We start from the raw sequence: 19,754 nt of genomic DNA on the forward strand, positions 1-19,754 counted from the left end.
TTTCACGGGGTCATTTCACGGGGTCTGCGGCGTGAGGATGAACAGCCCGGCGACCTTTTCCTCCGCGTCGAACGCGACGCGCGCCTTCATGGCGCCGGCCTCGTAACGCAGCGGGATGTCGACAACCGTGTGATCGCCGATCCGCCGCACGAACGGCTCGCCCTCGCCGAAGCCTTCGAACGCGCCGACCATGCCCGCGACGGTGGCCAGCGCGTCGCCGCGCACCTTGTCGGTGAAGGCGGCCAGAACCTGCGCGTCGAATGACGCTCTGGCTTCGTCCATGCGGCCTTCCAGGACGTCCGTGACGATCTTGACCGCGCGCTCCGCGGCATCGGTCATGCGCACTGTCTTGTCCATGGGCTCTCCCGTGCGGGGATCGATGGGCTTGCCGAACCGCTGGAACGCGGCTTGGCGGGTGACTCCGAGCAGGTCGCCGATCTCCTGCCAGGTGTGGCCGGCGTCCCGGGACTGCTGCACGCAGAGCTTGAGCACCTGCTCCGCCAGTTCATAGGCGCGCCGGGCGTCTCGAACCAGGTCGAGGTAGGGCGGCGGCGACAACGGACTGCTGACCGCCTGCGCCAGCGCCGAGGACTGCTCGGCCAGCAAGGCGCTCGACGAGATCAGGCTCGCGGAAGAACCGTCCACGTGTAAAGAATAGCTTTACAGCTTCGGCGCGTAAAGGCATCCTTTACAACGCAACTCGAAGCGCCGGCGACCAGCCCCGAGAGAACAACTAGCCGAGCGATCGAGTCGCGACGTGCTCGAGCCGCTCAGTGAACACCATGCGCGCGTCCGGGTTCAGCGTCGTCAGGGCGACCATCGCCGTGATGATCACATCGCAGAGCTCGTGCTCGACGTCGCTCCACTTGTGCGTCGTGCCCTTGCGCGGGTTCGCGCCAAGCGCGCCGATCACCGCCTGCGTGGTCTCGCCGACCTCTTCGGACAGCTTCAGCACGCGCAGTAGCCGGATCACCTCCGGCGCCAGGTCGTTGTCGCGGTGATGACCGTCAAGCCAGTCCACGAGCCGGGCCGTTGTCTCCCACGCGCGATCATCCACGGTCGCCATTAAATCGCGGGCCGAGACCTCGTGGCCGGAGGCCCGTAAGCCGGCATGGTGCGGATCAGCCCTCGGACGGACCGGGTTCGACGCAGAACTCGTTGCCCTCCGGGTCCGCCATGTTGGTGATGTGCTCGTCGCGGCGTAGCACGGTGGCACCGAGCCGTTCGAGCCGGCGGACCTCGTCCTCCATGGCGCCCGGGGCGCGCAGGTCGAAGTGCACCCGGTTCTTCGCGCTCTTGGGCTCGGGCACCCGGCTGAACCAGATGTTCGGGCCGCCCCAGCCGGCCGCCTCCACGAACGCCTTCTCGGCCGTCGAGTCCTCGTCGACGTCGGTTCCGAGGGCCGCGGCCCAGAACGTCGCCAGCTTCAGCGCGTCCTGGGCGTCGAACGAGACGTTCTTGATGACACTCGCCATGTCCGCATGGTACGTGCCGCGCACGCGGGGCTGCGGGTCAGCGCACGAGCCAGGCCGCCGTGTCGTTCGGCAGCATCCCCGACTCCAGCGCACCGCTGCACAGAGCGATCGTGCCACCCACCGGAAGGTCGACCGCGCCTCCCGAGAGGTTCACCACGCAGATGAAGGAGCGATCGCCCGTGACACCGCGGGCGAAGGCGAGCACGCCGTCCGGCGCGGGCAGCCAGGTGAGTGGCCCGTCGCCGAGCTGCGCAGACTTGCGGCGCAGGGCCAAGGCCGCGCGGTACAGCTCCAGCATCGAGTCCGGATCGCCGGTCTGCGTCTCCACCGACAGGTCCTTCCACGCCTTCGGCTGTGGAAGCCAGGGCTCAACCTTCATCGCATCGCTCACCGCGGTGCTGAAGCCGAACGGCGGTTCCTGGCCCGACCATGGCAGCGGCACGCGACATCCGTCCCGGCCGAGGTTCGCGCCCGCGGTGCGGAAGAACATCGGGTCCTGACGTACCGAGTCCGGCAGGTCTTCGACCTCTTCGAGGCCCAGCTCCTCGCCTTGGTAGATGTACGCCGAACCCGGCAGCGCGAGCGAGAGCAGGATCGCCGCCCGCGCCCGCCTCGTGCCGACGGTGAGGTCGGTGGGCGCGCCGAGCTGCCGGAACTCCAGGTTGAACGAGGTGTCCGCGCGACCGTACCGGGTCACGTGCCGCGGCACGTCGTGGTTGGACAGCACCCAGGTCGCGGGGGCGCCGACCGGGGCGTGGATCGTGAGCGTCTCGTCGATGACCCGCTGCAGCTCGCCGGCCTGCCAGGGCGAGCCGAGGAACGCGAAGTTGAACGCGGTGTGCAGCTCGTCAGGGCGCAGATAGTTCGCGAACCGCTGCGCGTCCGGAAGCCAGACCTCCCCGATCAGTGCCCGCTTGTCAGGGTACGAATCAGCGATCGCGCGCCACGACCGGTAGATGTCGTGCACGTCGTCGCGATCGGTGTAAGGATGCGGATAGGGCGGGTCCTCCGGGTCGAAGTCCGTCAGCGCCCGGTCCTTGGTCAGCAGCGCGGCCGAGTCGATGCGCACCCCGTCGGCGCCGCGGTCCAGCCAGAACCGCAGCACGTCCTCGAACTCCTGGCGCACCCGCGGATGCTCCCAGTTCAGGTCCGGCTGCTCGGCCGCGAACAGGTGCAGGTACCAGTCACCCGGCGTACCGTCGGGGTCGCTCGTGCGGGTCCAGGCCGGCCCGCCGAAGATCGACTGCCAGTCGTTCGGCGGAAGGTCGCCGCCGGGGCCGCGGCCGGGCCGGAACCAGAACAGCTCCCGCTCGGGTGAGTCAGGGCCCTTCGCCAGCGCCTGCTGGAACCACACGTGCCGGTCCGAGCAGTGGTTCGGCACCACGTCCACGATGATCCGGATGCCGAGCGCGTGCGCCTCCCGGATCAGCTCCTCGGCCTCGGCCAGCGTGCCGAACACCGGGTCGATCGCCCGGTAGTCGGCCACGTCGTAGCCCGCGTCGGCCTGCGGCGAGGCATACCACGGGCTGAACCAGAGCGCGTCGACGCCCAGCCGCGCGAGATACGGCAGTCTGGCCCGGACCCCCGCCAGATCGCCGACGCCGTCGCCGTTTCCGTCGGCGAAGCTGCGCGGGTAGATCTGGTAGATCACGGCCGACCGCCACCATTCGGCCGCCTCGTGGGAACGCACGTCAGGCACGGATCGCTACCCGCTCTCTTGTCGCGTTGAGGTGTGGGGATGCCCGGTGATCGACGCTGATCGCCCGTGAATCAGAACTCTTCGTCTGCTTCTGCTGCTCCGGCTGATGCCGCCGCGCCGGTCAGCCCTTCATCGCGCCGCTGGTCAGGCCGGACATGATGTTGCGCTGGAACAGCAGGAAGAAGCCGATGGTCGGCAGCGAGGCCATGGCCAGGCCCGCGATCAGCACGTTCTCCTGCATGTTCGCCGCGGCGCTGTTGACGCCCACGTTCAGCGTCATCCTGCCCGGGTCGGTGAGCGTGAGCAGCGGCCAGAGGAAGTCCTTCCACACGGCGATCACCGTGAAGATCGAGACCACCCCGAGGATCGGCCGGGACATCGGCAGCACGATCGAGCGCAGGGTCCGGAGGGAGCTGGCGCCGTCGATCGCCGCGGCCGCGAGGATGTCCTCGGGTATCGAGTCGAAGAACCGCTTGAGCAGGAAGATGTTGAAGGCGTTGGCCACCGACGGCAGCCAGATCACCCACGGGGTGTTCACCAGGTTCCAGTGCACCAGCGGCAGGTCCAGCACCGTGAGGTACTGCGGGATGATCAGGATCGCGGCCGGGATCATCATGGTGGCCAGCATCATCCCGAGGATCAGGTTGCCGAGCACCGGCCGCAGCTTCGAGAGCGAATACGCCGCCGCGACGCAGAAGGTCAGCTGCAGCGCCAGCGCGCCGCCCGCGTAAATCAGAGTATTGAGCAGCAGTCGGCCCATGTGCAGCTCGTCCCACGCGGTGCGGTAGGGCGCGAGCTGCGGATGCGTGGGCACGAAGCTCGGCGGGTTTCGCACCAGCTCCGAGGTCGGCTTGAACCCGCCGGTGATCATCCAGTACAGCGGGAAAAGGAAGACCAGGGTGAACAGCAGCACGACGGCGCACAGCGAGACCCAGTACACCCGGCGCCCGCTCCTGCGGCTCAGCTGCGCCCGCGAGATCAGGGTTCTGGATTGGGTGGCGAAGGCAGCAGCCATGTCAGGCCTCGTTCCCGCGTCGCTCGAGCCAGACGTACAGCACGGAGAAGACGCCCAGGACGATGAACATGATCACGCCGAGGGCCTCGGCGGTGTTGAAGTTGCTGAACTGGAAGGCGTAGTTGTACGCGAGGTACACGATCGTGACCGTCGAGCTCTCCGGCCCGCCCCCGGTGGTCACGAAGGACTCGGTGAACATCTGCATCGTCGCGACGATCTGCAGCATCAGCAGCAGCGAGAGGATCGTGCGGGTCTGCGGGATGGTCACGTGCCACACCCGCTTGAGCAGCCCGGCCCCGTCGATCTCGGCCGCCTCGTACAGCTCGCCCGGGATGCCCTGCAGCGCCGCCAGGTAGATGAGCACCGCGCTGCCCATGTTCGTCCACGTGGAGATGATCACCAGGGACGGCATCGCGCTCGGTGCCGCGCCCCACCACTGCGAGGTCGGCAGGTGCACCGCGTGCAGCAGCTGGTTGAGCAGTCCCGCGTTGGTCGGGTCCATGAAGTAGTTGCGAAAGAGCAGGATCCCGGCCACCGGCGGCAGCATCACCGGCAGGTATACCAGGATGCGCAGATACGCCTGCGCGTGCCGGAACTCGTTGATCACCACGGCGACGACGAACGGCAGCGCGAAGCCGAACAGCAGCGCGAGACCGGTGAACTGGAGGGTGTTGCGCCAGGCCTGCCAGAAGAACGGGTCCGCGGTGATCTGCCGGTAGTTGCGCAGCCCGGAGAAGGTGGTGTTGCCGAGGTGCAGCCGCTGGAAGGACTCGATGACCTCGCGGATCATCGGATACCAGGTGAACAGCGCGAAGCAGAGCACTGAGCCGATCAGGAACCCGTGCGCCCGCGCGTTCCGGTTGATTTCGCGCAGGAACCTGGCCTGCTGGCGCCGGGCCGGCGCCGTGGTCTTCGTCCTGCCCGGCGAGATGACGATCGCCACCCGCTACTCCCGTCTGGCTGATGCCGTGTGTCCGTGTGTCCGTGCCCTGCGGTCGGTCGGCCTCGGCGCGCGGGTCCGGCAGTGCGGACCGGACCCGCGCGCCGCGCCTGGTTTCGGTGCGGCGCCGCCGCCGGTCCTACTGGTTGGCCAGGATCTGGTTGACCTTGCTCTCGGCGTCGCCGAGCAGCAGCTGGATGTTCGCGTTCCGGTTGGTCATCACCGCGGACATCGCGTTGTCCAGCACCGCGTAGATCTGCTGCGCGGCGATCGGCGGCTCGCCGACGCCCGGAACCGGGTTGTTCAGGTACGGGGCGTAGTTGGCCACCGGCATGTTCGCGTTGGCCGCCTTCAGCGCCGCGGCGTCCGCCTGGGCCATCGCGGTGTTCGGCGCCCACAGCTGCGGCTCGGGCAGGCCGACGGCGATGAACTTGTTGGTGCCCGGGTCCCCGGAGAGGGCGACGTTGCGCGCGTAGTTGAACTGGCCCTGGCCCGGGGTCATGTACTCGTAGTTGATCCAGGCGATCGCGGCCTTGATCTGGTTCGGGGTGTCGGACTTCTTGAAGTAGAACAGGTCGCCGCCGTCCTGGGTGGCCGGCGCCGGGCCGTTCTCGCCGGGCATCGGGCCAAGGCCCCACTGCTGCGGGGTGGCGCCCAGCGAGTTGGTCAGGTGCGAGATGACGTCCGGCGCGCCGATGATCATGCCGACCTTGCCGGAGGCCAGCGGCGGGAAGGCGTCGGCCCACTGGGTCACCGGGGTCGCGCCGATGCCGCCGGACTGCCAGCGCATGTTGTACAGGTTCTGCAGCACCTGCCGCCCCTGCGCGTTGTTGAACGCGGCCTTCGTGCCGTCGGGGGTGGTCAGGCTGCCGCCGAGGCTGTCGATCTCGTCGCCGAAGTGCCAGCCGCCGGTGTTGCCGCCGCTGTAGTCCTCGTAACCGGTGATCCCGCCGCCGAGCGCGGAGATCTTCGCCGCGTCGGCGGCCAGGTCGGCCCAGGTTGTCGGGGGCTTGTCCGGGTCGAGCCCGGCCCGCTTGAACAGGTCGCGGTTGTAGACCAGGCCGGTGGTGTAGTAGATCCGCGGCAGCGCGTAGATCTTGCCGCCGTTGCTGATCTCCTTGGTCACCGTGGGCAGCAGGTCCTTGATGCCGGGCACGGTCTGCGGGTTGACGTACGCGGTGATGTCCGCCGCGTCGCCTGAGTTGAGCACCTGGTTCTGGTCGGTGAAGTAGGCGTAGAAGGCGTTCGTCTCGGTGTGGCCCTTCAGCATCGCGGTGAACGACGCGGGGTCCTCGCACTTGGTCTTCGGCAGCGGGTTGATCGTGACGTGCGGGTACTTGACCTTGAACGTGGCCAGGTCGTCGTTGTACTGGGCCTGAAGGCCGGGCTGGTCGGAGGCCGGCGCGCAGTCGATGCTGACCGTGACGGTGGCGTTCGGATCCAGCGGCTTGCCGTCCAAGGTGCCGTCGGTGCTGTTGCCGCCGCCTGAGCCGCCGCTGCTCGAAGAGCAGGCGGCCGCGCCGAATGCCACGGCCGCGGCGAACGCGAACGCCGCGACCTTCTTTCGCTTGTGCCTTGCGGACATCTGTGTCCTCCCTGAGCGGAACCTGGGCACCGAGCCCTGCCCTCGGTCGAGTGAGGTCACTGTAGCGATGGCGACAACTGCCTGCAAGATATTGATGGAACTACGCAAAGACACGACTTGATTAAGATTCTGAGCGGAAGCTCGGCAGGGCTAAGCGGTGCAACCGAAACGTCGCGACAAAGGAATGGCTAGGGTCGTCATCGCCTTGCGATGCGCGACCGCAGGCGACACGGCACGGTCGCGCACTGTCAAAAAATTGCACGATCAGATCGCATTATTGCTGCGCAGTGCTACGCTCAGTACATTGAGCGCAGCCGCCCGCCTTCTCGAAGCAGCAAGGAGTGCCGAACGTGAGCGACCCGTCTTCAATAGGGACTGTGGCCCAGGACGGCGCTGCACACCTGGCCGGCATCGCGCAGTGGTGGCGCGACGCCGCGATCTATCAGGTCTACCTGCGCAGCTTCGCGGACGGCGACGGCGACGGAATCGGCGACCTGCGCGGCGTGCGCGACCGCCTGGACTACCTCGCCGACCTCGGCATCGACGCGATCTGGCTGACCCCCTGGTACCCCTCGCCGATGGCCGACGCAGGGTACGACATCGCCGACTACCGCGACATCGATCCCGTGTTCGGCTCCCTCGCCGACGCGGACGCGCTGATCGCCGAGGCTCACCAGCGCGGCATCCGCATCATCATCGACGTGGTGCCCAACCACTGCTCGGACCAGCACCCCTGGTTCCAGGCCGCACTGGCCGCCGCGCCGCGCTCGCCCGAACGCTCCCGCTTCTGGTTCCGCCCCGGCCGCGGACCGGGCGGCGACCTGCCGCCGAACAACTGGGTCTCGCACTTCGGCGGCCCCGCCTGGACCCGGGTCACCGAGCCGGACGGCCGCCCCGGCCAGTGGTACCTGCACCTGTTCGCCCCGCAGCAGCCCGACTTCAACTGGGACAACACCGAGGTGCGCGAGGAGCTCCTCAGCGTGCTGCGGTTCTGGCTGGACCGCGGCGTGGACGGCGTTCGCATCGACTCGGCCGCGATCCTGGTCAAAGACCCGTTCCTGGCAGACGTCGAGCAGGAACTGCCACCGCAGAACGTCCACGCACCGGCACAGCAGACCCCGGACACCCAGCCGCTGCACCCGTACATCGACCGCGACGGCATCCACGAGATCTACCGCGAGTGGCGGCGCATCGCCGATTCGTACCCCGGCGGCAGAGCCCTGATCGGCGAGATCTGGCTGCCCGAACCGCGCCGCTTCGCGCTCTACCTGCGGCCCAACGAGATGCACAGCGCGTTCAACTTCGAGTTCCTGCGCTGCGCCTGGGACGCCGTGGCCCTTCGCCGCACCATCGACGACACCCTCGCCGCGCACGCCCCGGTCGGCGCCCCGGCCAGCTGGGTGCTCTCCAACCACGACGTCACCCGGCACGTCACCCGATACGGCCGCGCCGACACCACCTTCGACTTCGCCGAGCGTCACCACGGCGACCCGCTCGACCTCGAGCTGGGCACCCGCCGCGCCCGCGCCGCCGCCCTGCTCACGCTCGCGCTGCCGGGAAGCGTCTACGTGTACCAGGGCGAAGAGCTGGGCCTGTGGGAGGTCGAGGATCTGCCCGACGCGGTACGTCAGGACCCGATGTTCCATCGCACCCGCGGCGCCGACCCCGGCCGTGACGGCTGCCGCGTGCCGCTGCCCTGGTCCGGCACGAGTGCCCCGTTCGGCTTCAGCCCGGCCGGCGCGGCGGCGCAGCCCTGGCTTCCGCAACCCGCGACCTGGAGCGACTGCACGGTCGAGGCGCAGTCCGAGGACCCGACCTCGATGCTGGAGCTGTACCGCGCCGCGCTACGGCTGCGCCGGGACCAGCCCGCGCTGCGCAGCGAACGCGAGCCGCTACGCTGGATCGCCGCCGAACCGGGTGTGCTGGCGTTCCGCCGCGGCGACGAGTTCGCCTGCGTGATCAACCTGTCCGACGCTCCCGTCGAGCTGCCCGAGCATGACAGCGTGCTGCTGAGCAGCGACCCGCTTCAGGGTGACCTGCTGGCCCCCGACGCCGCCGTCTGGCTACGGTTGCGCGGACGCTGACACCGCTGCTTAACGGCGCGGCGACGGCGACCCGGGCAGCGCAGCAGTGCTTGGGGCAGTACTAGCCGACCCAGGCTCAGCCGGGATAGCGTCGGCCGGTGACTGATGCCGACGCCCGCGCCGCCGATCCCGCCGTGTCTGATCCGGCTGTGTCTGATCCCGCCGTGTCCGAGCCTCCGGGCGCCGTATCGCGCCGCCCCGAGCGCCGCGCCCAAGTCATCCGGCTGCGCCCGGAGCACCGGGAGGAGTACCTGCGGCTGCATCGCGACGTCTGGCCCGAGGTACTGGCCACGATCCGCGCGTGCAACATCCGCAACTACTCGATCTACCTCCACGGCGACCTGCTCATCAGCTATTACGAATACATCGGCGAGGACCACGCGGCCGACATGGCGCGCATGGCCGCCGACCCCGCGACGCAACGCTGGTGGCAGCTGACCGACCCGTGCCAGGAACAGGTCCCGGGCGCGCAGCCGGGGGAGTGGTGGACCGCCCTGCCCGAGGTCTTCCACACGGACTGAACCCGGTCGGCCAGCGCGCCGCCGGTGTGAACCGCCGCAGCGCCCACCGCGTGCTGCCTGCCGTGCTACCTCTCGTGCTCCAGAGGCGTCTGTACTTCATGACGTCGTCAAGTTTGGAGCCACCGTGGGTGATCGGGAATCCACTGGTCTCTTGCAATACCAGGAGTTCGCGACGGCGAGGGCTGGTCAGCTCTTTCGCATCGCGTACCTCATGTGCGGGGACTGGCACGAGGCGCAGGACCTGGTGCAGACCTGTCTGGCCAAGCTCTACTCCTCGTGGCACCGCATCCAGAAGAGCGAGTCCGTGGACGCGTACGCCCGCAAGGCGTTGCTGCACACGTACCTCTCGCACCGACGGCTGCGGCGCAGCGGAGAGATCCCGATCGCCGAGTTCGCCGAGGGTCGCGCCCCCGGTGACAACCCGGAGCTGCGGCTGGTCCTGATGGAGGCGCTGAGCACCCTGCCGCCGCGCAACCGCGCGGTGATGGTCCTGCGGTACCTCGACGACCTGAGCGTCGAGGACGTCGCGGGTCTGCTCGGCACGACCCCGGCCGCGATCAAGAGCATCTGCAACCGATCGCTCAAGCAGCTGCGCGCTCTGCTCGGCGACGACCGGGAGTTGTTATTTCAGGACTGACGACGCCGCAGCACCCGCCGCACCGCACGACCGAACAGCCTCCGAGCACACCCCACGCAAATCCCGACCTCGGACCATCCATCCACCCAAGGGAACGCGATGAACGCCGCCGAAGACCGGCTCTCCGAACTCATGGACGCCGCGACCTGCGCGCTGGACCCACCGATCGATGACATCCTCGCCGCGGGCGAGCGCCTCGGCCGCGCCCGCAAACGCCGCCGCCATATCGCCGTCGCAGCAGGCACCGCGGTCGTGGTGCTGCTCGCCGGCGCGGGTGTCGCGGTCGGCATGGGCGATCCGGATTTCGGAGGTGACTACGACGCGGCCGGCCATGTGAACGGCCCGTCGCACCCTGCCATGCCGATTCCGGACCCGCTGGCGCCGAGCGGTACCACCTCACCGGTTCCGAGCCCGACCAGCACGGGCCCGTTCGGCTTCGACAAGCTGAAGCCCGGGCCCGGCGAGACCCCGATCAACGCCACGGCCGCGGTGAACATCCTGCGCAAGCTCGTCGCCGCGAACTGGAAGTTCGGCGACTACAAGCCCGCGTCCCGCGGTTCGCTGCTGCGGGTCGACGTCGATGACGGCAGAGGCATCTCCCAGATCTTCGTGGGCATCGCCCCGGTCGGGAGCTCGAGTATGGACCCGGTGGATTGCTCGCTGCAGGGTCTCGGGCTGCCGCGGGCCACGCCGTCCAGCGGCGCCAAGCTCGGCCTGACCGGGTTGAGGCCGATCTCCGAGTGCTACGTCGAGAGCAACACCGTCACCGGCGACACGGCCATGTTGGAGGTCATCGCGCCTTCGGCGTCCAACGTCGTCACCTACCGGGTCATCGTGAACCGGCGGGATGGGGTCGCGGTCGAGATCACCGCGCAGAACGGTGATCCGGGAAGCGCCGCCACCGAGGTGACCCGCGCATTGCCCCCGCTGAACGTGGAGCAATGGGGATTCATCGCCTCCAGTCCGATGTGGCAGCCCTATGTACCGGTCTCTTTTGCCGAGTAGGCGAACCGGTGACGGTGCTCGGCCACACACGGGCGTGCCCGCGTTCGAAAAAAGCGCAGCATACAAGCGCGCATTGCGTCATGATGCAGACGGGCGCGCCTGCCCCACGCAGGCGCGCCCATGCGTCGAGTTTCCTTGCCATCCGTCGCGCTCCGCAAACCCGGCGTAGCGTTTTGATCACGCGAACCGACCCAAGGCGCCCGGCCGAGGACGTGAAAGCCCAGGTCAGCGCTCGCGGAAGCCGCCCAGAAAACGCCGGAAGACGCCACCCTCGCGCGGCAGCGGCGCGGCCGGGGGCGGCGCGGCGGCGCGCTGCCGGGCGATCGGCCGGTCATAGTCGGTGCGCGCGATCGCGTCCACCGTCTGCGCCTCGTCGAAGTTCTCGGACCCCTCGATCACGGGCACGAAGCCGACCAGCATCCCGTCGCGCATCACCTGCGCCTCGAGTCCCGGGGTGTCGTCGGTGTCCCAGACCGCCTCGCGCCCGTCCGGCAGCGAGATCCGCACACCGATCTGGTACACGCCCTCGCGCGCCACATGTGCGTTGATGCCCCGATCACGCAGGGCGTCCACGACGCGCAGTGCTCTGTTCTCGTCCACCCTCGCCAGCCTATCGGTCGGTCTGCGTACCTTGCGGTTCCGGCCCTGAGTCGATGACCGGAGCACGGCCGCCTGATCTCAGGCGTACCTATGCAGGTAACGCACGTGAACGCCCGGCCGGTTCCGATGCCTGACCGAAGACCGCGGCCCGATAACGTGCCGGGGTGATGCCGTAGCAGCGGCCGAACCACCGGGTGAGATGCGCCTGGTCGGTGAACCCGGTCTCCGCGGCCGCCTCGGCTGGGCTCAGCCCGTCCGCGAGCAACGCGCGTGCCGCCCGCAATCGCAACTGGCGCTGATAGTCGCCGGGCGACATGCCGAACTCCGCGACAAAGGCGCGGTACAACGCGAACCGGCTACACCCCGCCAACACCGAAAGCTCGTCAGCGCCGATCTCGCGCGCGTACTCCGCTCGCAGCAGATCGCGAACGCGCAGCACACCTGAGTCGTGCCGACCCACTTCGGGCTGTGCGTCCACGCCGAACGCCATGCTGGTACGCAGCGGCGTGCGACGCACGAGCGTGCGGATGGCGGCGTCCCGGGTCTCCTCCACCACGAGCCGTTGGCCGCCGGCCACAGCAGCGCTGAGTCTGCGCAGAGCGTCTGCAGCCGCTCGGTCATGCATCACGGGCTCGGCGAACAGCGGAGAACCGGTGCTGCGGCCGCGCTGATCTCCAAGGATCTCGATCACTTCCGCGTCCGGGATGTACACGATCGAGTAGGTGAACCCCAACGCGTCCGTCGCATGTCCGTCGTGCGGCTCGTCCGGGTTGAACGCCATCACCATGCCCGCCGCGCTCGTCCGTTTCGCGCCGCGGCAGTTGAAGGTCTGCGCGCCCGACTCCGTGACGCCGAACGAGTAAGTGTCGTGGCTGTGCCGGTGGTAGCGGTGCGTCTCGAAGTGCGCCCGCATCAGCTCGATCGAGCTGCCGGGCGCACGCCAATACCTGGCCCAGTCTCGCGCCCTCTCCTCCACCCTTCGATTCTGCAACAGCCGCACCACACCGCGGCGCACGAGCGTCCAAGACCGGCCCGCGTCGAACGGCAGACGATCAATCCCATGAGCGAGAACGCAAGCAGCGAGAGCGGCACCGCGCGGGCCGCTGAAACCAGGATCGCCGCCGCCACCAAGATCGCGGTCGTCGTGCGGGAGGACCTGGCCACCTGGCAGAAGCTCAACGTCACCGCCTTCGCGGTCAGCGGCATCGCGGCCACCGCGGCACACACCATCGGCGAGCCCTACTTCGACGCCTCGGACGTGCAATACCTGCCGATGTTCGGGCAGCCGGTCCTCGTCTTCGCCGCCACCGCCGCGCAACTGCGTAAGGCACACCGCCGTGCGTTGGAGCGGGAGCTGAGCATCGCCGTGTACCCGGAGGAACTGTTCGGTACGTTCAACGACGAGGACAACCGGGCCGTGGTGCGTAAGATCACGACGGAAGACCTCTCCCTTGCCGGACTATCCGTTTACGGACAGCGCGCGCACGTCGACGCGGCGCTCAAGGGCCTCTCTCTTCATCGATGACCGGCCCAGGCAGGCGCCGCTCACAGGGCATCCACCCGCCCGGTTTCACCGCGTACCTCGCCCGACGAACCGTCAGGAGAAGACCGATGACAGACGCAGGTGCCGCTCCCAACCCCGTCGACCTATCCAGCGCCTATGCCTCCTTCGCCGCCGAGATCTGGGCACCGCGCATCGCCGCGACCGTCAACGACTACGACGTGAAGATCGCCAACGGCCAGGGGGAGTACGTCTGGCACGCCCACCCGGAGACCGACGAATTCTTCCTCGTCATCGAGGGCCGGCTGACCATCGAGCTGGAGGACCGCGACCCGGTCGTGCTGGGCCCGCTGCAGCTGTTCACCGTTCCGCGCGGGGTGCGGCACAAGCCGTCCGCCGAGCCCGGAACCCGGCTGCTGTTCTTCGAGCCGCGCGGCACCGTCAACTCCGGCGACGCGGACCTGAGCAGCGATCCCTGGATCTTCTCCACGACCGGCCTCGCCCTCGGCGGCGGCACCGACCCGGCCTGAACGCCTCAGAGCCAGTCGCGCAGCCGGAACGCAACGTAAAGGGTGACCGACAGCGCGATCATGATCCCGGTCGAGGTCCAGAACCCGGCCGTGGAGCTGAACCCCGGATAAGGCACGTTCTGCCCGTAGAAGCCGGTCACCGCGGTCGGCACTGCGATGATCGCCGCCCAGCTGGTCACCTTCTTCATGATCAGGTTCATCCGGTTGCCCTGGATGGTCAGCTGGGTCTCGCGAATGGTGCCGATCAGGTCGCGCAGGTTCTCGGTCCAGTCCGCGGCGCGGATCGCGTGGTCGTAGACGTCCTGGTAGTACGGTGTGAGCTCGGAGCTCGACAGGCCCAGGTCCTGCCGCAAATGAATCAGCGAGTTGATGACCTCGCGCATCGGGCCGATCACCCGGCGGGCCGTGAGCAGCGACCGGCGCAGGTCGTACAGCCGCCGCACTTCGTCACCGGCCGGCCCGCCGTCCCAGTCGAAGACCTGGTCGCTCAGCTCCTCCGCCTCGTCGTCGAAGACCTGAAGCGCGGTGAAGTAGCTGTCCACGACGTAGTCCAGCAGCCCGTAGATCAGGAAGCCGCAGCCGTGGCAGGCCAAGTCGGGCGAGTTGTCCCAACGCGCCACCACATCGTCGATGTCGAACTGCCCGGCCCGGTGCACGGTGATCAGCGCGCGCTTGGTGATGAACGCGGTGATCGCCACCGTCTGCAGGTGCACGCCGTCGGCCACCCGGACGGCGTAGGCGTTGAAAAGCTGATGACCGTCATAGCGGTCGACCTTGGGGCGCTGCCTGCCGTTGATCACGTCCTCGACGGCCAGCGCGTGCAGCCCGAGCTCCTCGGCCAGCTCCTGCAGCTGTTGCGGCGAGGGGTCGGGCAGATCGAACCATACGTTCGCGTCGTCGTGTTCGAGCCAGTCCGACAGGTCCGGCAACGGGAAGTTCTCGGCGACGAGTTCGCCGTTGCGGTACGCGCGACTGTGATGTTTCGGCTGAGGCTGCGTTTCAGTCCGCGTCTGAGTAGCGGTTGAGGCAGAGCCGGTTGCGGCGTCCGGGACGCCTGAGAGCGAACCGGTCGGGCCGTCGGAATCGGGGTCGGTTGTCGACACGAAGCCGAGAATAGCGACTCGCCTCCCGAGGGCTGTCCGCTTTGGGCGCTAAGCTCGGATTCGGGCGATCTGATGACCGATCGGGGCGGCCGTGACCGCGCCCGCTACCGTCCGCCTGTCCGCGTCGTCGTCACTGCCGTCCCTACTGTCGCCATCACTGTGGAGATAACCCTCGGGGGAGTCCGTCTGGCCCGCCGCCGGAAGGAGGCTCCGTGCGCCTGTCCCTCCCGATCACGCTCGTGCTCGGCCTGACCGTGCTGTTGTTCGTCCGCAAGGACGACCTGAAGGCCTCGCACGCGCTCGCCGCGATCCTGCTCGGCTTCCTGCTGTCCACCACCGCCCTGGCCGGGCGGATCGGCCAAGTAGACAGCATGATCGCCGGCCTGCTCGGCGGCACCCTCTCGCAACGCTGAAGCCTGCCCTACCGACTCCCGGCACGCATTCGCCGCCCCGCCTCTCACGAAGTGCGGTCGCGAGAGACGAGGCGGCGAGACCTGACGCCCTTGCGGGCGCGGCAGGCGGCTTCTGCTTACCCGTCAGCTGACGGAGAAGTCGTCCGCATACACGTTGCCCTGGCTGTACCAACCGTGCACGAATACGGTGACCGTCCCCGAGGAACCGGTCGTGAACGAGACCGTGAGCTTCGTCCACGAACTCGACGAGGTCCACGTGCTGGCGCTCGCCCCGCCGCTGACACCGATGAACGCGTAGTTACCCTGCACCCAGCCGGTCAGCGTGTAGCTCGTGTTCGCCTTGAGCGTCACCGTCTGGTCCAGCTCGCCGGTCTGGCTGGCGGTTGGCGCGATCACGGCCGCGTGGCTGCCCGAGTGCACCGGGCTGGACACCACCGCGTCGCCGGATTGACCCGTCCACGGGCTCAGGCTTCCGCTCTCGAACCCGCCGTTCGTCAGCGACCCTCCGCCGCCGGTACCCGAGCCGTTGACCGTGAGTGAGTACGTGGCCGTGTGGCTACCGGAGGCCGCCGTGCCCTTCACCGTGATGGCGTACGTACCCGGAGCCGCCGACGAGGAGGTCGCAAAGGTCACGGTGGACGACCCGCCGGCCGTCACCGAAGCCGGGTTGAACGAGACGGTCACGCCCGAGGGCGCCCCGGAGGCCGACAGGCTCACCGACTGCGCCGAGCCCGAAGTCACCGCGGTGCTGACCTGCGCCGTCGTCGACGAGCCCGGATTCACCGAGGCCGAACTCGGCGAAAGCGACAGCGAGAAGTCGTTGCCCGGGTTCGTGGTGCCGCCGGAGAACGGCTCGAAAGTGTGACTGAAGTACCACTGGCTCTGCGAGATCCCGGAGCAGTTGTCCTGGCCGCCGGTGCCCGGGCAGTTGCCGTTGTCGCGCTGCAACGCCCAGAACGACAGCTCGTTGATGCCCTTACTGACCGCCCAGTTGTACACCGTCGGCGCGTCGGCCGTGGTGAAGGTCTCCGCCGCACCGTAGTCGTCGATGCCCGGCATCTCGGTCACGCCGATCATCGCCCACTTCTGCGCCGAGGTCTTCGACGGGTACAGCGAGCTGAGCTGGTTGTACAGGCCGTTCGCGGCGTTCTCGGTGTCAGTCGCCATCTCATGCGTAGCGCCGTCGTAGTAGTCGAAGGTCATGATGTTCACGACGTCGACGCGCGCGTTGTTCGAGACGGCGTTCTGCAGCACGGCCAGCCCGGAGGAGTCCAGCCCCGAGGTGGTCGTCGGCAGCGTGTACGAGAACTGCACCGTGCGGCCGGTGCTCGCCGCCCAGCTCTCCACCTGCGCGATCGCCTTGTTGCGCCGGTCGATTCCGGCGCTGTTGGTCAGCGAGTTGGCCTCGGTGTCCAGGTCGATCCGGGTCACGTTGTAGGTCGTGACCAGGCTCTCGTAGGCGGCGGCGATCGACGAGACGTTGGTGCAGCTGTCCGCGATCTCGGTGTTCGTGGTGTCCGCGGTGTAGCCGCCGAAGGACGGGATGACGTTGCCGCCGTTGGCCTGGATCGTGCTGATCGAGCTGCCGAAGGTCGAGGAGGAGACCGACATGCTCGTGCTGCCGTTCCAGTCGACCGTGCAGGACCCGGCGGAGGCGGTCTGCAGGAAGGCCATGGTGAGGTATTTCGCGCCCGACTGGGAGGAGAGGGTGGCCGGGTCGTCGCCGGTCCAGGCCTCGAAGTACGGGGCGAACACGTGCGCGGGCACCGGCGTGGCGGCCTGCGCCCCGCTGGCGCCGCCGATGACTACGAACCCGGCGGCAGCGGCGGTGGTGGCGAGCGCGGTGATGGTCAGGCGGGTTTTGCCGGTAAGGCGCCGGGCAGATGCCCGAGTGGCGGTCAAGCGCATGAAATCTCCAGCGGAGGCAACGGCTGAGGTACCGGACTGTTGGCCAGCAACCGGACGGCGCCCGAACTGCTCAAGTACTGCTGGGCGCGCACCGGTCTTGCCGCGCCGGCCAGGCGTCGCCGTAGCCGCACCAGGCGCGTGAGCACGAGTTAACCGAGGGTCGGTCCACGACACCGCGCCGACCAGCGGAAGCTTCGGGCTTCGAGCCGCTCGGGCGCCTGTGGTATGGACCACTGCACGCCCATGATTGGACTAGACCACGACTCTGTCAAGGACTCTGCCCAGAACCCCGGCCCGACGACTTGCCCGGCTTTCGGAACCCGCCCGGACTGCCGCTACGCTCACCCCCAGCGCAGCAGCAAGCAGACGCAGTGAACCAATGCAGTGGACAGATACAGGGGCGCCGTGATGTTCGAGCTCGGAACCGACGGACCGCTGGTGATCCTGGCGGGCATCGACGGGTCGGAGTCCTCCATGCGAGCCGCCGCCTACGCCGGCGGCCTGGCCCGGCGGCAAGGCGCCAAGCTCGTGCTCGCCTACTTCCGCCCGCTCGGTACGGGCAGCCCGCAGGCGGGAGCGGCCCTGGCGCAGCTCGGCCTGGAGAACGCCGCGGACCTTGAGCGGCAGATCCGCGAAGGCGTCGAGCGCGTGCCGCCCGGGCAGCAGATGCGCTGGGAGTTCTATACCGCCGAGGGCGACCCGTATCGCGGCCTGAGCGAGCTGGCCGACCGCATCCGGGCCGACGCGGTCGTCATCGGTGCCTCCGAGTCGGCCGGGCACCGGTTCGTCGGGTCAGTCGCGGTACGCCTGGTCAAAGCCGGCCGCTGGCCCGTCACCGTCGTCCCCTGACGGCCAGCACCGCGGCCCGCCTCACCCTCGCCACTCACCCCGCTAGTCCCGCACCACGCATCTGAATCCCAGATGGCACGTGGCCGTATCCTCCGTCTGCCCTTGGCGCGCCGCAGGACGGTAACGCAGCGAGTAGTTGGGCGCGCAGAGATGCGAACCGCCCTTCGTCACGCGCCGCGGATACCGCTCCAGGGCCTCCTCAGGCGGCAGGCCGTCATATGACGTGCCGTTTGACGGGTAAGGCAGTCCGGGCAACGCGCCGCTGTGGTCCTCGGTGAAGTAGTCGGCTGTCCACTCCCACACGTTGCCGGTCATGTCGTACAGGCCGTGCCCGTTCGGCGGGTACATGCACACCGGCGTCGTGCCCGGCTGGTGATGGCCGCCGACATCGGGGGAGTAGTGCCACGGGAACTCGCCGTGCCAGGTGTTAGCCATCCGCTGTTCCCGTGGCATGAAGTCATCGCCCCACGCGAACACCGCGCCCTCCAAGCCCCCTCGCGCCGCGTACTCCCACTCGGCCTCGGTCGGCAGGCTCTTGCCGGCCCACGCCGCGTACGTGGCCGCGTCTTCATAAGCGATCTGGGTTACTGGGTGCATCTCCCGGCCTTCCACGGTGCTTTGCGGACCAAGCGGATGCCGCCAGTCCGCGCCCGGCACGAAGGACCACCACTCGCGCCAGTCCTCCAGACCGACCGGCTGCGGCGGCATCCGGAACACCAGCGCTCCGGGCACCAGGGCCTCCGCGGCGACGTCCGGGTAGTCGGCCGGATCCGGCGTCCGCTCGGCGACCGTGACGTACCCCGTCGCGTTCACGAAGCGCCGATACTCGGCCACCGTGACCAGGTGACGGTCCATCCAGAACCCGCCCACCGACGCGGCGTGCACCGGCCGCTCCTCCGGATAGAACTCGGCGCTGCCCATGAGGAAAGTGCCGCCTTCGATCCGCACCATGCCGCGGTAGCCCTGCGCCGTGCGCCGGGTAATCAGCTCCTGCATATGCCAACCTTGCCGCAGCAGTCGCGTCCCCGCCGCTCGCGCCGACCCGCCGGGCTCCGAACGAGTGAGAAACGCAGCACGGGCGGCGTACCCCGCGAACCCCGAATTCCCCGCGCTCTCCCTCTCCCGAAGAGCACAAAACACCGAGACTCAGAGTCTCGGTGTCAGTACCGCCAAGCGAAAACTACTGTTCGGAGGTGGCGGCGGGATTTGAACCCGCGTACACGGCTTTGCAGGCCGTTGCCTCGCCTCTCGGCCACGCCACCGCGCTGCGACGCGCCACCCGACCTTTCGGCCGCGCGACGGAATCCACGCGAGCGGACGACGGGATTCGAACCCGCGACCCTCACCTTGGCAAGGTGATGCTCTACCAACTGAGCCACGTCCGCGTGAGCCTGCCAGGCCGGGTCCTGGCGAACCCTGCCCTGATCAGCAGCTCTGTTGCTGAGTGACCCGGTCAAACCCGGCCGCCTGCAACGAGATGAACTGTATCGGATTCAAGCGGCGGATCAAATTCGATTGGACACAAGCGTGTCCTTCGGCCCGGGCGACCCGGTGCCGTCAGCCGTTCGGGTGAGTCGTCTCGACGCCGCCGAGCGACCACGCCCGCGCCCCGCGACGATAGGACACACAGCCCAGACACACAGCCCCGAGAGTAACCCGCCCCGTCCGGAAGGCGCCATGCCCGCCCACGCGCTCGCCGTACGCTGCCGCCCCCGCTCACCGCTGACGGCGGCTGCCATAGCGCTTTCCTCCCTCGCGGCGATCGTGGCACACCCGGCGCCCGCTCACGCCGTCGTCGGCGGGACTACCGCATACGACGGTGCGTACCCGTTCATGGTGTCGCTCAGGGAGAACGGCTACCCCTACTGCGGCGGCACGTTGATCGAGGC

The 19,754-nt window shown here is 68.6% G+C and carries 20 protein-coding genes, 2 tRNA genes and 1 pseudogene; 9 read left to right on the plus strand and 14 right to left on the minus strand.

Features of this window, described 5'->3' with window-relative positions; translation table 11 throughout:
* Positions 1-15 precede the first annotated feature (15 nt).
* From VFA06_RS02195 to VFA06_RS02225, 7 genes are all read right to left on the minus strand, one after another.
* The gene (locus tag VFA06_RS02195; protein ID WP_324838647.1) at positions 16-645 is read right to left on the minus strand and encodes a DUF3887 domain-containing protein; all 630 of its coding nucleotides are present in this window, start codon (positions 643-645) and stop codon (positions 16-18) included.
* An 88-nt stretch (positions 646-733) separates the two neighbouring features.
* The gene (locus VFA06_RS02200; protein ID WP_349260017.1) at positions 734-1,066 is read right to left on the minus strand and encodes a MazG-like family protein; all 333 of its coding nucleotides are present in this window, start codon (positions 1,064-1,066) and stop codon (positions 734-736) included.
* Positions 1,067-1,121: 55 nt separating this feature from the next.
* On the minus strand, positions 1,122-1,475 hold the full coding sequence (locus tag VFA06_RS02205; protein ID WP_324838649.1) for a VOC family protein: 354 nt from the start codon (positions 1,473-1,475) through the stop codon (positions 1,122-1,124).
* Positions 1,476-1,512: 37 nt separating this feature from the next.
* On the minus strand, positions 1,513-3,165 hold the full coding sequence (locus tag VFA06_RS02210) for an alpha-amylase family glycosyl hydrolase (RefSeq protein ID WP_349260018.1): 1,653 nt from the start codon (positions 3,163-3,165) through the stop codon (positions 1,513-1,515).
* 130 nt (positions 3,166-3,295) lie between these two features.
* On the minus strand, positions 3,296-4,189 hold the full coding sequence (locus VFA06_RS02215; RefSeq protein WP_324838651.1) for a carbohydrate ABC transporter permease: 894 nt from the start codon (positions 4,187-4,189) through the stop codon (positions 3,296-3,298).
* Position 4,190: 1 nt separating this feature from the next.
* A complete protein-coding gene (locus VFA06_RS02220) occupies positions 4,191-5,132 on the minus strand; it encodes a carbohydrate ABC transporter permease (protein WP_324838652.1) in 942 nt (313 codons plus the stop codon).
* A gap of 136 nt (positions 5,133-5,268) precedes the next feature.
* Positions 5,269-6,714, minus strand: a complete 1,446-nt coding sequence (locus VFA06_RS02225; protein ID WP_324838653.1) for an ABC transporter substrate-binding protein — start codon at positions 6,712-6,714, stop codon at positions 5,269-5,271.
* Between the two features lie 401 nt (positions 6,715-7,115).
* On the opposite strand from VFA06_RS02225, the gene VFA06_RS02230 reads away from it, so the two are divergent.
* From VFA06_RS02230 to VFA06_RS02245, 4 genes are all read left to right on the plus strand, one after another.
* Positions 7,116-8,798, plus strand: a complete 1,683-nt coding sequence (locus tag VFA06_RS02230; RefSeq protein ID WP_349260020.1) for a glycoside hydrolase family 13 protein — start codon at positions 7,116-7,118, stop codon at positions 8,796-8,798.
* 164 nt (positions 8,799-8,962) lie between these two features.
* Positions 8,963-9,319: an L-rhamnose mutarotase gene (locus VFA06_RS02235; protein WP_349260021.1), complete on the plus strand. Its 357-nt coding sequence runs from the start codon at positions 8,963-8,965 to the stop codon at positions 9,317-9,319.
* 151 nt (positions 9,320-9,470) lie between these two features.
* The gene (locus VFA06_RS02240; protein ID WP_324838657.1) at positions 9,471-9,956 is read left to right on the plus strand and encodes a SigE family RNA polymerase sigma factor; all 486 of its coding nucleotides are present in this window, start codon (positions 9,471-9,473) and stop codon (positions 9,954-9,956) included.
* A gap of 99 nt (positions 9,957-10,055) precedes the next feature.
* Positions 10,056-10,961 (plus strand): hypothetical protein, encoded by a 906-nt coding sequence (locus VFA06_RS02245; RefSeq protein WP_324838658.1) that lies wholly within the window; start codon positions 10,056-10,058, stop codon positions 10,959-10,961.
* A gap of 225 nt (positions 10,962-11,186) precedes the next feature.
* Here VFA06_RS02245 and VFA06_RS02250 read toward each other — a convergent pair whose 3' ends face one another.
* Together VFA06_RS02250 and VFA06_RS02255 are read right to left on the minus strand one after the other, a co-directional pair.
* The gene (locus VFA06_RS02250) at positions 11,187-11,561 is read right to left on the minus strand and encodes a hypothetical protein (protein ID WP_324838659.1); all 375 of its coding nucleotides are present in this window, start codon (positions 11,559-11,561) and stop codon (positions 11,187-11,189) included.
* An 88-nt stretch (positions 11,562-11,649) separates the two neighbouring features.
* On the minus strand, positions 11,650-12,537 hold the full coding sequence (locus VFA06_RS02255) for an AraC family transcriptional regulator (RefSeq protein WP_324838660.1): 888 nt from the start codon (positions 12,535-12,537) through the stop codon (positions 11,650-11,652).
* 84 nt (positions 12,538-12,621) lie between these two features.
* Between VFA06_RS02255 and VFA06_RS02260 the strand changes: the two genes are divergently transcribed.
* Positions 12,622-13,086, plus strand: a complete 465-nt coding sequence (locus VFA06_RS02260; RefSeq protein ID WP_324838661.1) for a DUF2000 domain-containing protein — start codon at positions 12,622-12,624, stop codon at positions 13,084-13,086.
* Between the two features lie 86 nt (positions 13,087-13,172).
* Entirely contained in the window at positions 13,173-13,592 is a 420-nt protein-coding gene (locus VFA06_RS02265) for a cupin domain-containing protein (RefSeq protein WP_324838662.1), read from the plus strand.
* A 5-nt stretch (positions 13,593-13,597) separates the two neighbouring features.
* Here VFA06_RS02265 and VFA06_RS02270 read toward each other — a convergent pair whose 3' ends face one another.
* Complete coding sequence (locus VFA06_RS02270; protein ID WP_324838663.1) at positions 13,598-14,695, minus strand: magnesium transporter CorA family protein; 1,098 nt, start codon at positions 14,693-14,695, stop codon at positions 13,598-13,600.
* A gap of 212 nt (positions 14,696-14,907) precedes the next feature.
* Between VFA06_RS02270 and VFA06_RS02275 the strand changes: the two genes are divergently transcribed.
* Positions 14,908-15,108: a hypothetical protein gene (locus tag VFA06_RS02275; protein WP_324838664.1), complete on the plus strand. Its 201-nt coding sequence runs from the start codon at positions 14,908-14,910 to the stop codon at positions 15,106-15,108.
* Between the two features lie 123 nt (positions 15,109-15,231).
* Here VFA06_RS02275 and VFA06_RS02280 read toward each other — a convergent pair whose 3' ends face one another.
* A complete protein-coding gene (locus tag VFA06_RS02280) occupies positions 15,232-17,016 on the minus strand; it encodes a glycosyl hydrolase family 18 protein (RefSeq protein WP_324838665.1) in 1,785 nt (594 codons plus the stop codon).
* 408 nt (positions 17,017-17,424) lie between these two features.
* On the opposite strand from VFA06_RS02280, the gene VFA06_RS02285 reads away from it, so the two are divergent.
* Positions 17,425-17,865 carry a universal stress protein gene (locus VFA06_RS02285; protein WP_324838666.1) on the plus strand — a complete coding sequence of 147 codons (441 nt, stop codon included), beginning with the start codon at positions 17,425-17,427 and terminating at the stop codon, positions 17,863-17,865.
* A gap of 42 nt (positions 17,866-17,907) precedes the next feature.
* Here the strand turns inward: VFA06_RS02285 and VFA06_RS02290 are convergent, their stop codons facing one another.
* From VFA06_RS02290 to VFA06_RS02300, 3 genes are all read right to left on the minus strand, one after another.
* Positions 17,908-18,861 (minus strand): formylglycine-generating enzyme family protein, encoded by a 954-nt coding sequence (locus VFA06_RS02290; protein ID WP_324838667.1) that lies wholly within the window; start codon positions 18,859-18,861, stop codon positions 17,908-17,910.
* 195 nt (positions 18,862-19,056) lie between these two features.
* Positions 19,057-19,127: transfer RNA gene (locus VFA06_RS02295), tRNA-Cys, on the minus strand.
* A 50-nt stretch (positions 19,128-19,177) separates the two neighbouring features.
* Positions 19,178-19,250 (minus strand) — tRNA-Gly (locus VFA06_RS02300).
* 292 nt (positions 19,251-19,542) lie between these two features.
* On the opposite strand from VFA06_RS02300, the pseudogene VFA06_RS02305 reads away from it, so the two are divergent.
* Positions 19,543-19,754, plus strand: a pseudogene (locus VFA06_RS02305) (hypothetical protein); the annotation flags it as partial.

Source organism: Actinocrinis sp., assembly GCF_035653575.1.
Classification (GTDB): Bacteria; Actinomycetota; Actinomycetes; order Streptomycetales; family Catenulisporaceae; genus Actinocrinis.

What these genes read in the sequence shown, in the direction of transcription:
- VFA06_RS02200 (WP_349260017.1), bottom strand. Translation starts at nt 1,066, where the DNA reads ATGGCGACCGTGGATGATCGCGCGTGGGAGACAACGGCCCGGCTCGTG.
- VFA06_RS02205 (WP_324838649.1), bottom strand. Translation starts at nt 1,475, where the DNA reads ATGGCGAGTGTCATCAAGAACGTCTCGTTCGACGCCCAGGACGCGCTG.
- VFA06_RS02215 (WP_324838651.1), bottom strand. Translation starts at nt 4,189, where the DNA reads ATGGCTGCTGCCTTCGCCACCCAATCCAGAACCCTGATCTCGCGGGCG.
- VFA06_RS02225 (WP_324838653.1), bottom strand. Translation starts at nt 6,714, where the DNA reads ATGTCCGCAAGGCACAAGCGAAAGAAGGTCGCGGCGTTCGCGTTCGCC.
- VFA06_RS02245 (WP_324838658.1), top strand. Translation starts at nt 10,056, where the DNA reads ATGAACGCCGCCGAAGACCGGCTCTCCGAACTCATGGACGCCGCGACC.
- VFA06_RS02260 (WP_324838661.1), top strand. Translation starts at nt 12,622, where the DNA reads ATGAGCGAGAACGCAAGCAGCGAGAGCGGCACCGCGCGGGCCGCTGAA.
- VFA06_RS02265 (WP_324838662.1), top strand. Translation starts at nt 13,173, where the DNA reads ATGACAGACGCAGGTGCCGCTCCCAACCCCGTCGACCTATCCAGCGCC.
- VFA06_RS02280 (WP_324838665.1), bottom strand. Translation starts at nt 17,016, where the DNA reads ATGCGCTTGACCGCCACTCGGGCATCTGCCCGGCGCCTTACCGGCAAA.
- VFA06_RS02285 (WP_324838666.1), top strand. Translation starts at nt 17,425, where the DNA reads ATGTTCGAGCTCGGAACCGACGGACCGCTGGTGATCCTGGCGGGCATC.
- VFA06_RS02290 (WP_324838667.1), bottom strand. Translation starts at nt 18,861, where the DNA reads ATGCAGGAGCTGATTACCCGGCGCACGGCGCAGGGCTACCGCGGCATG.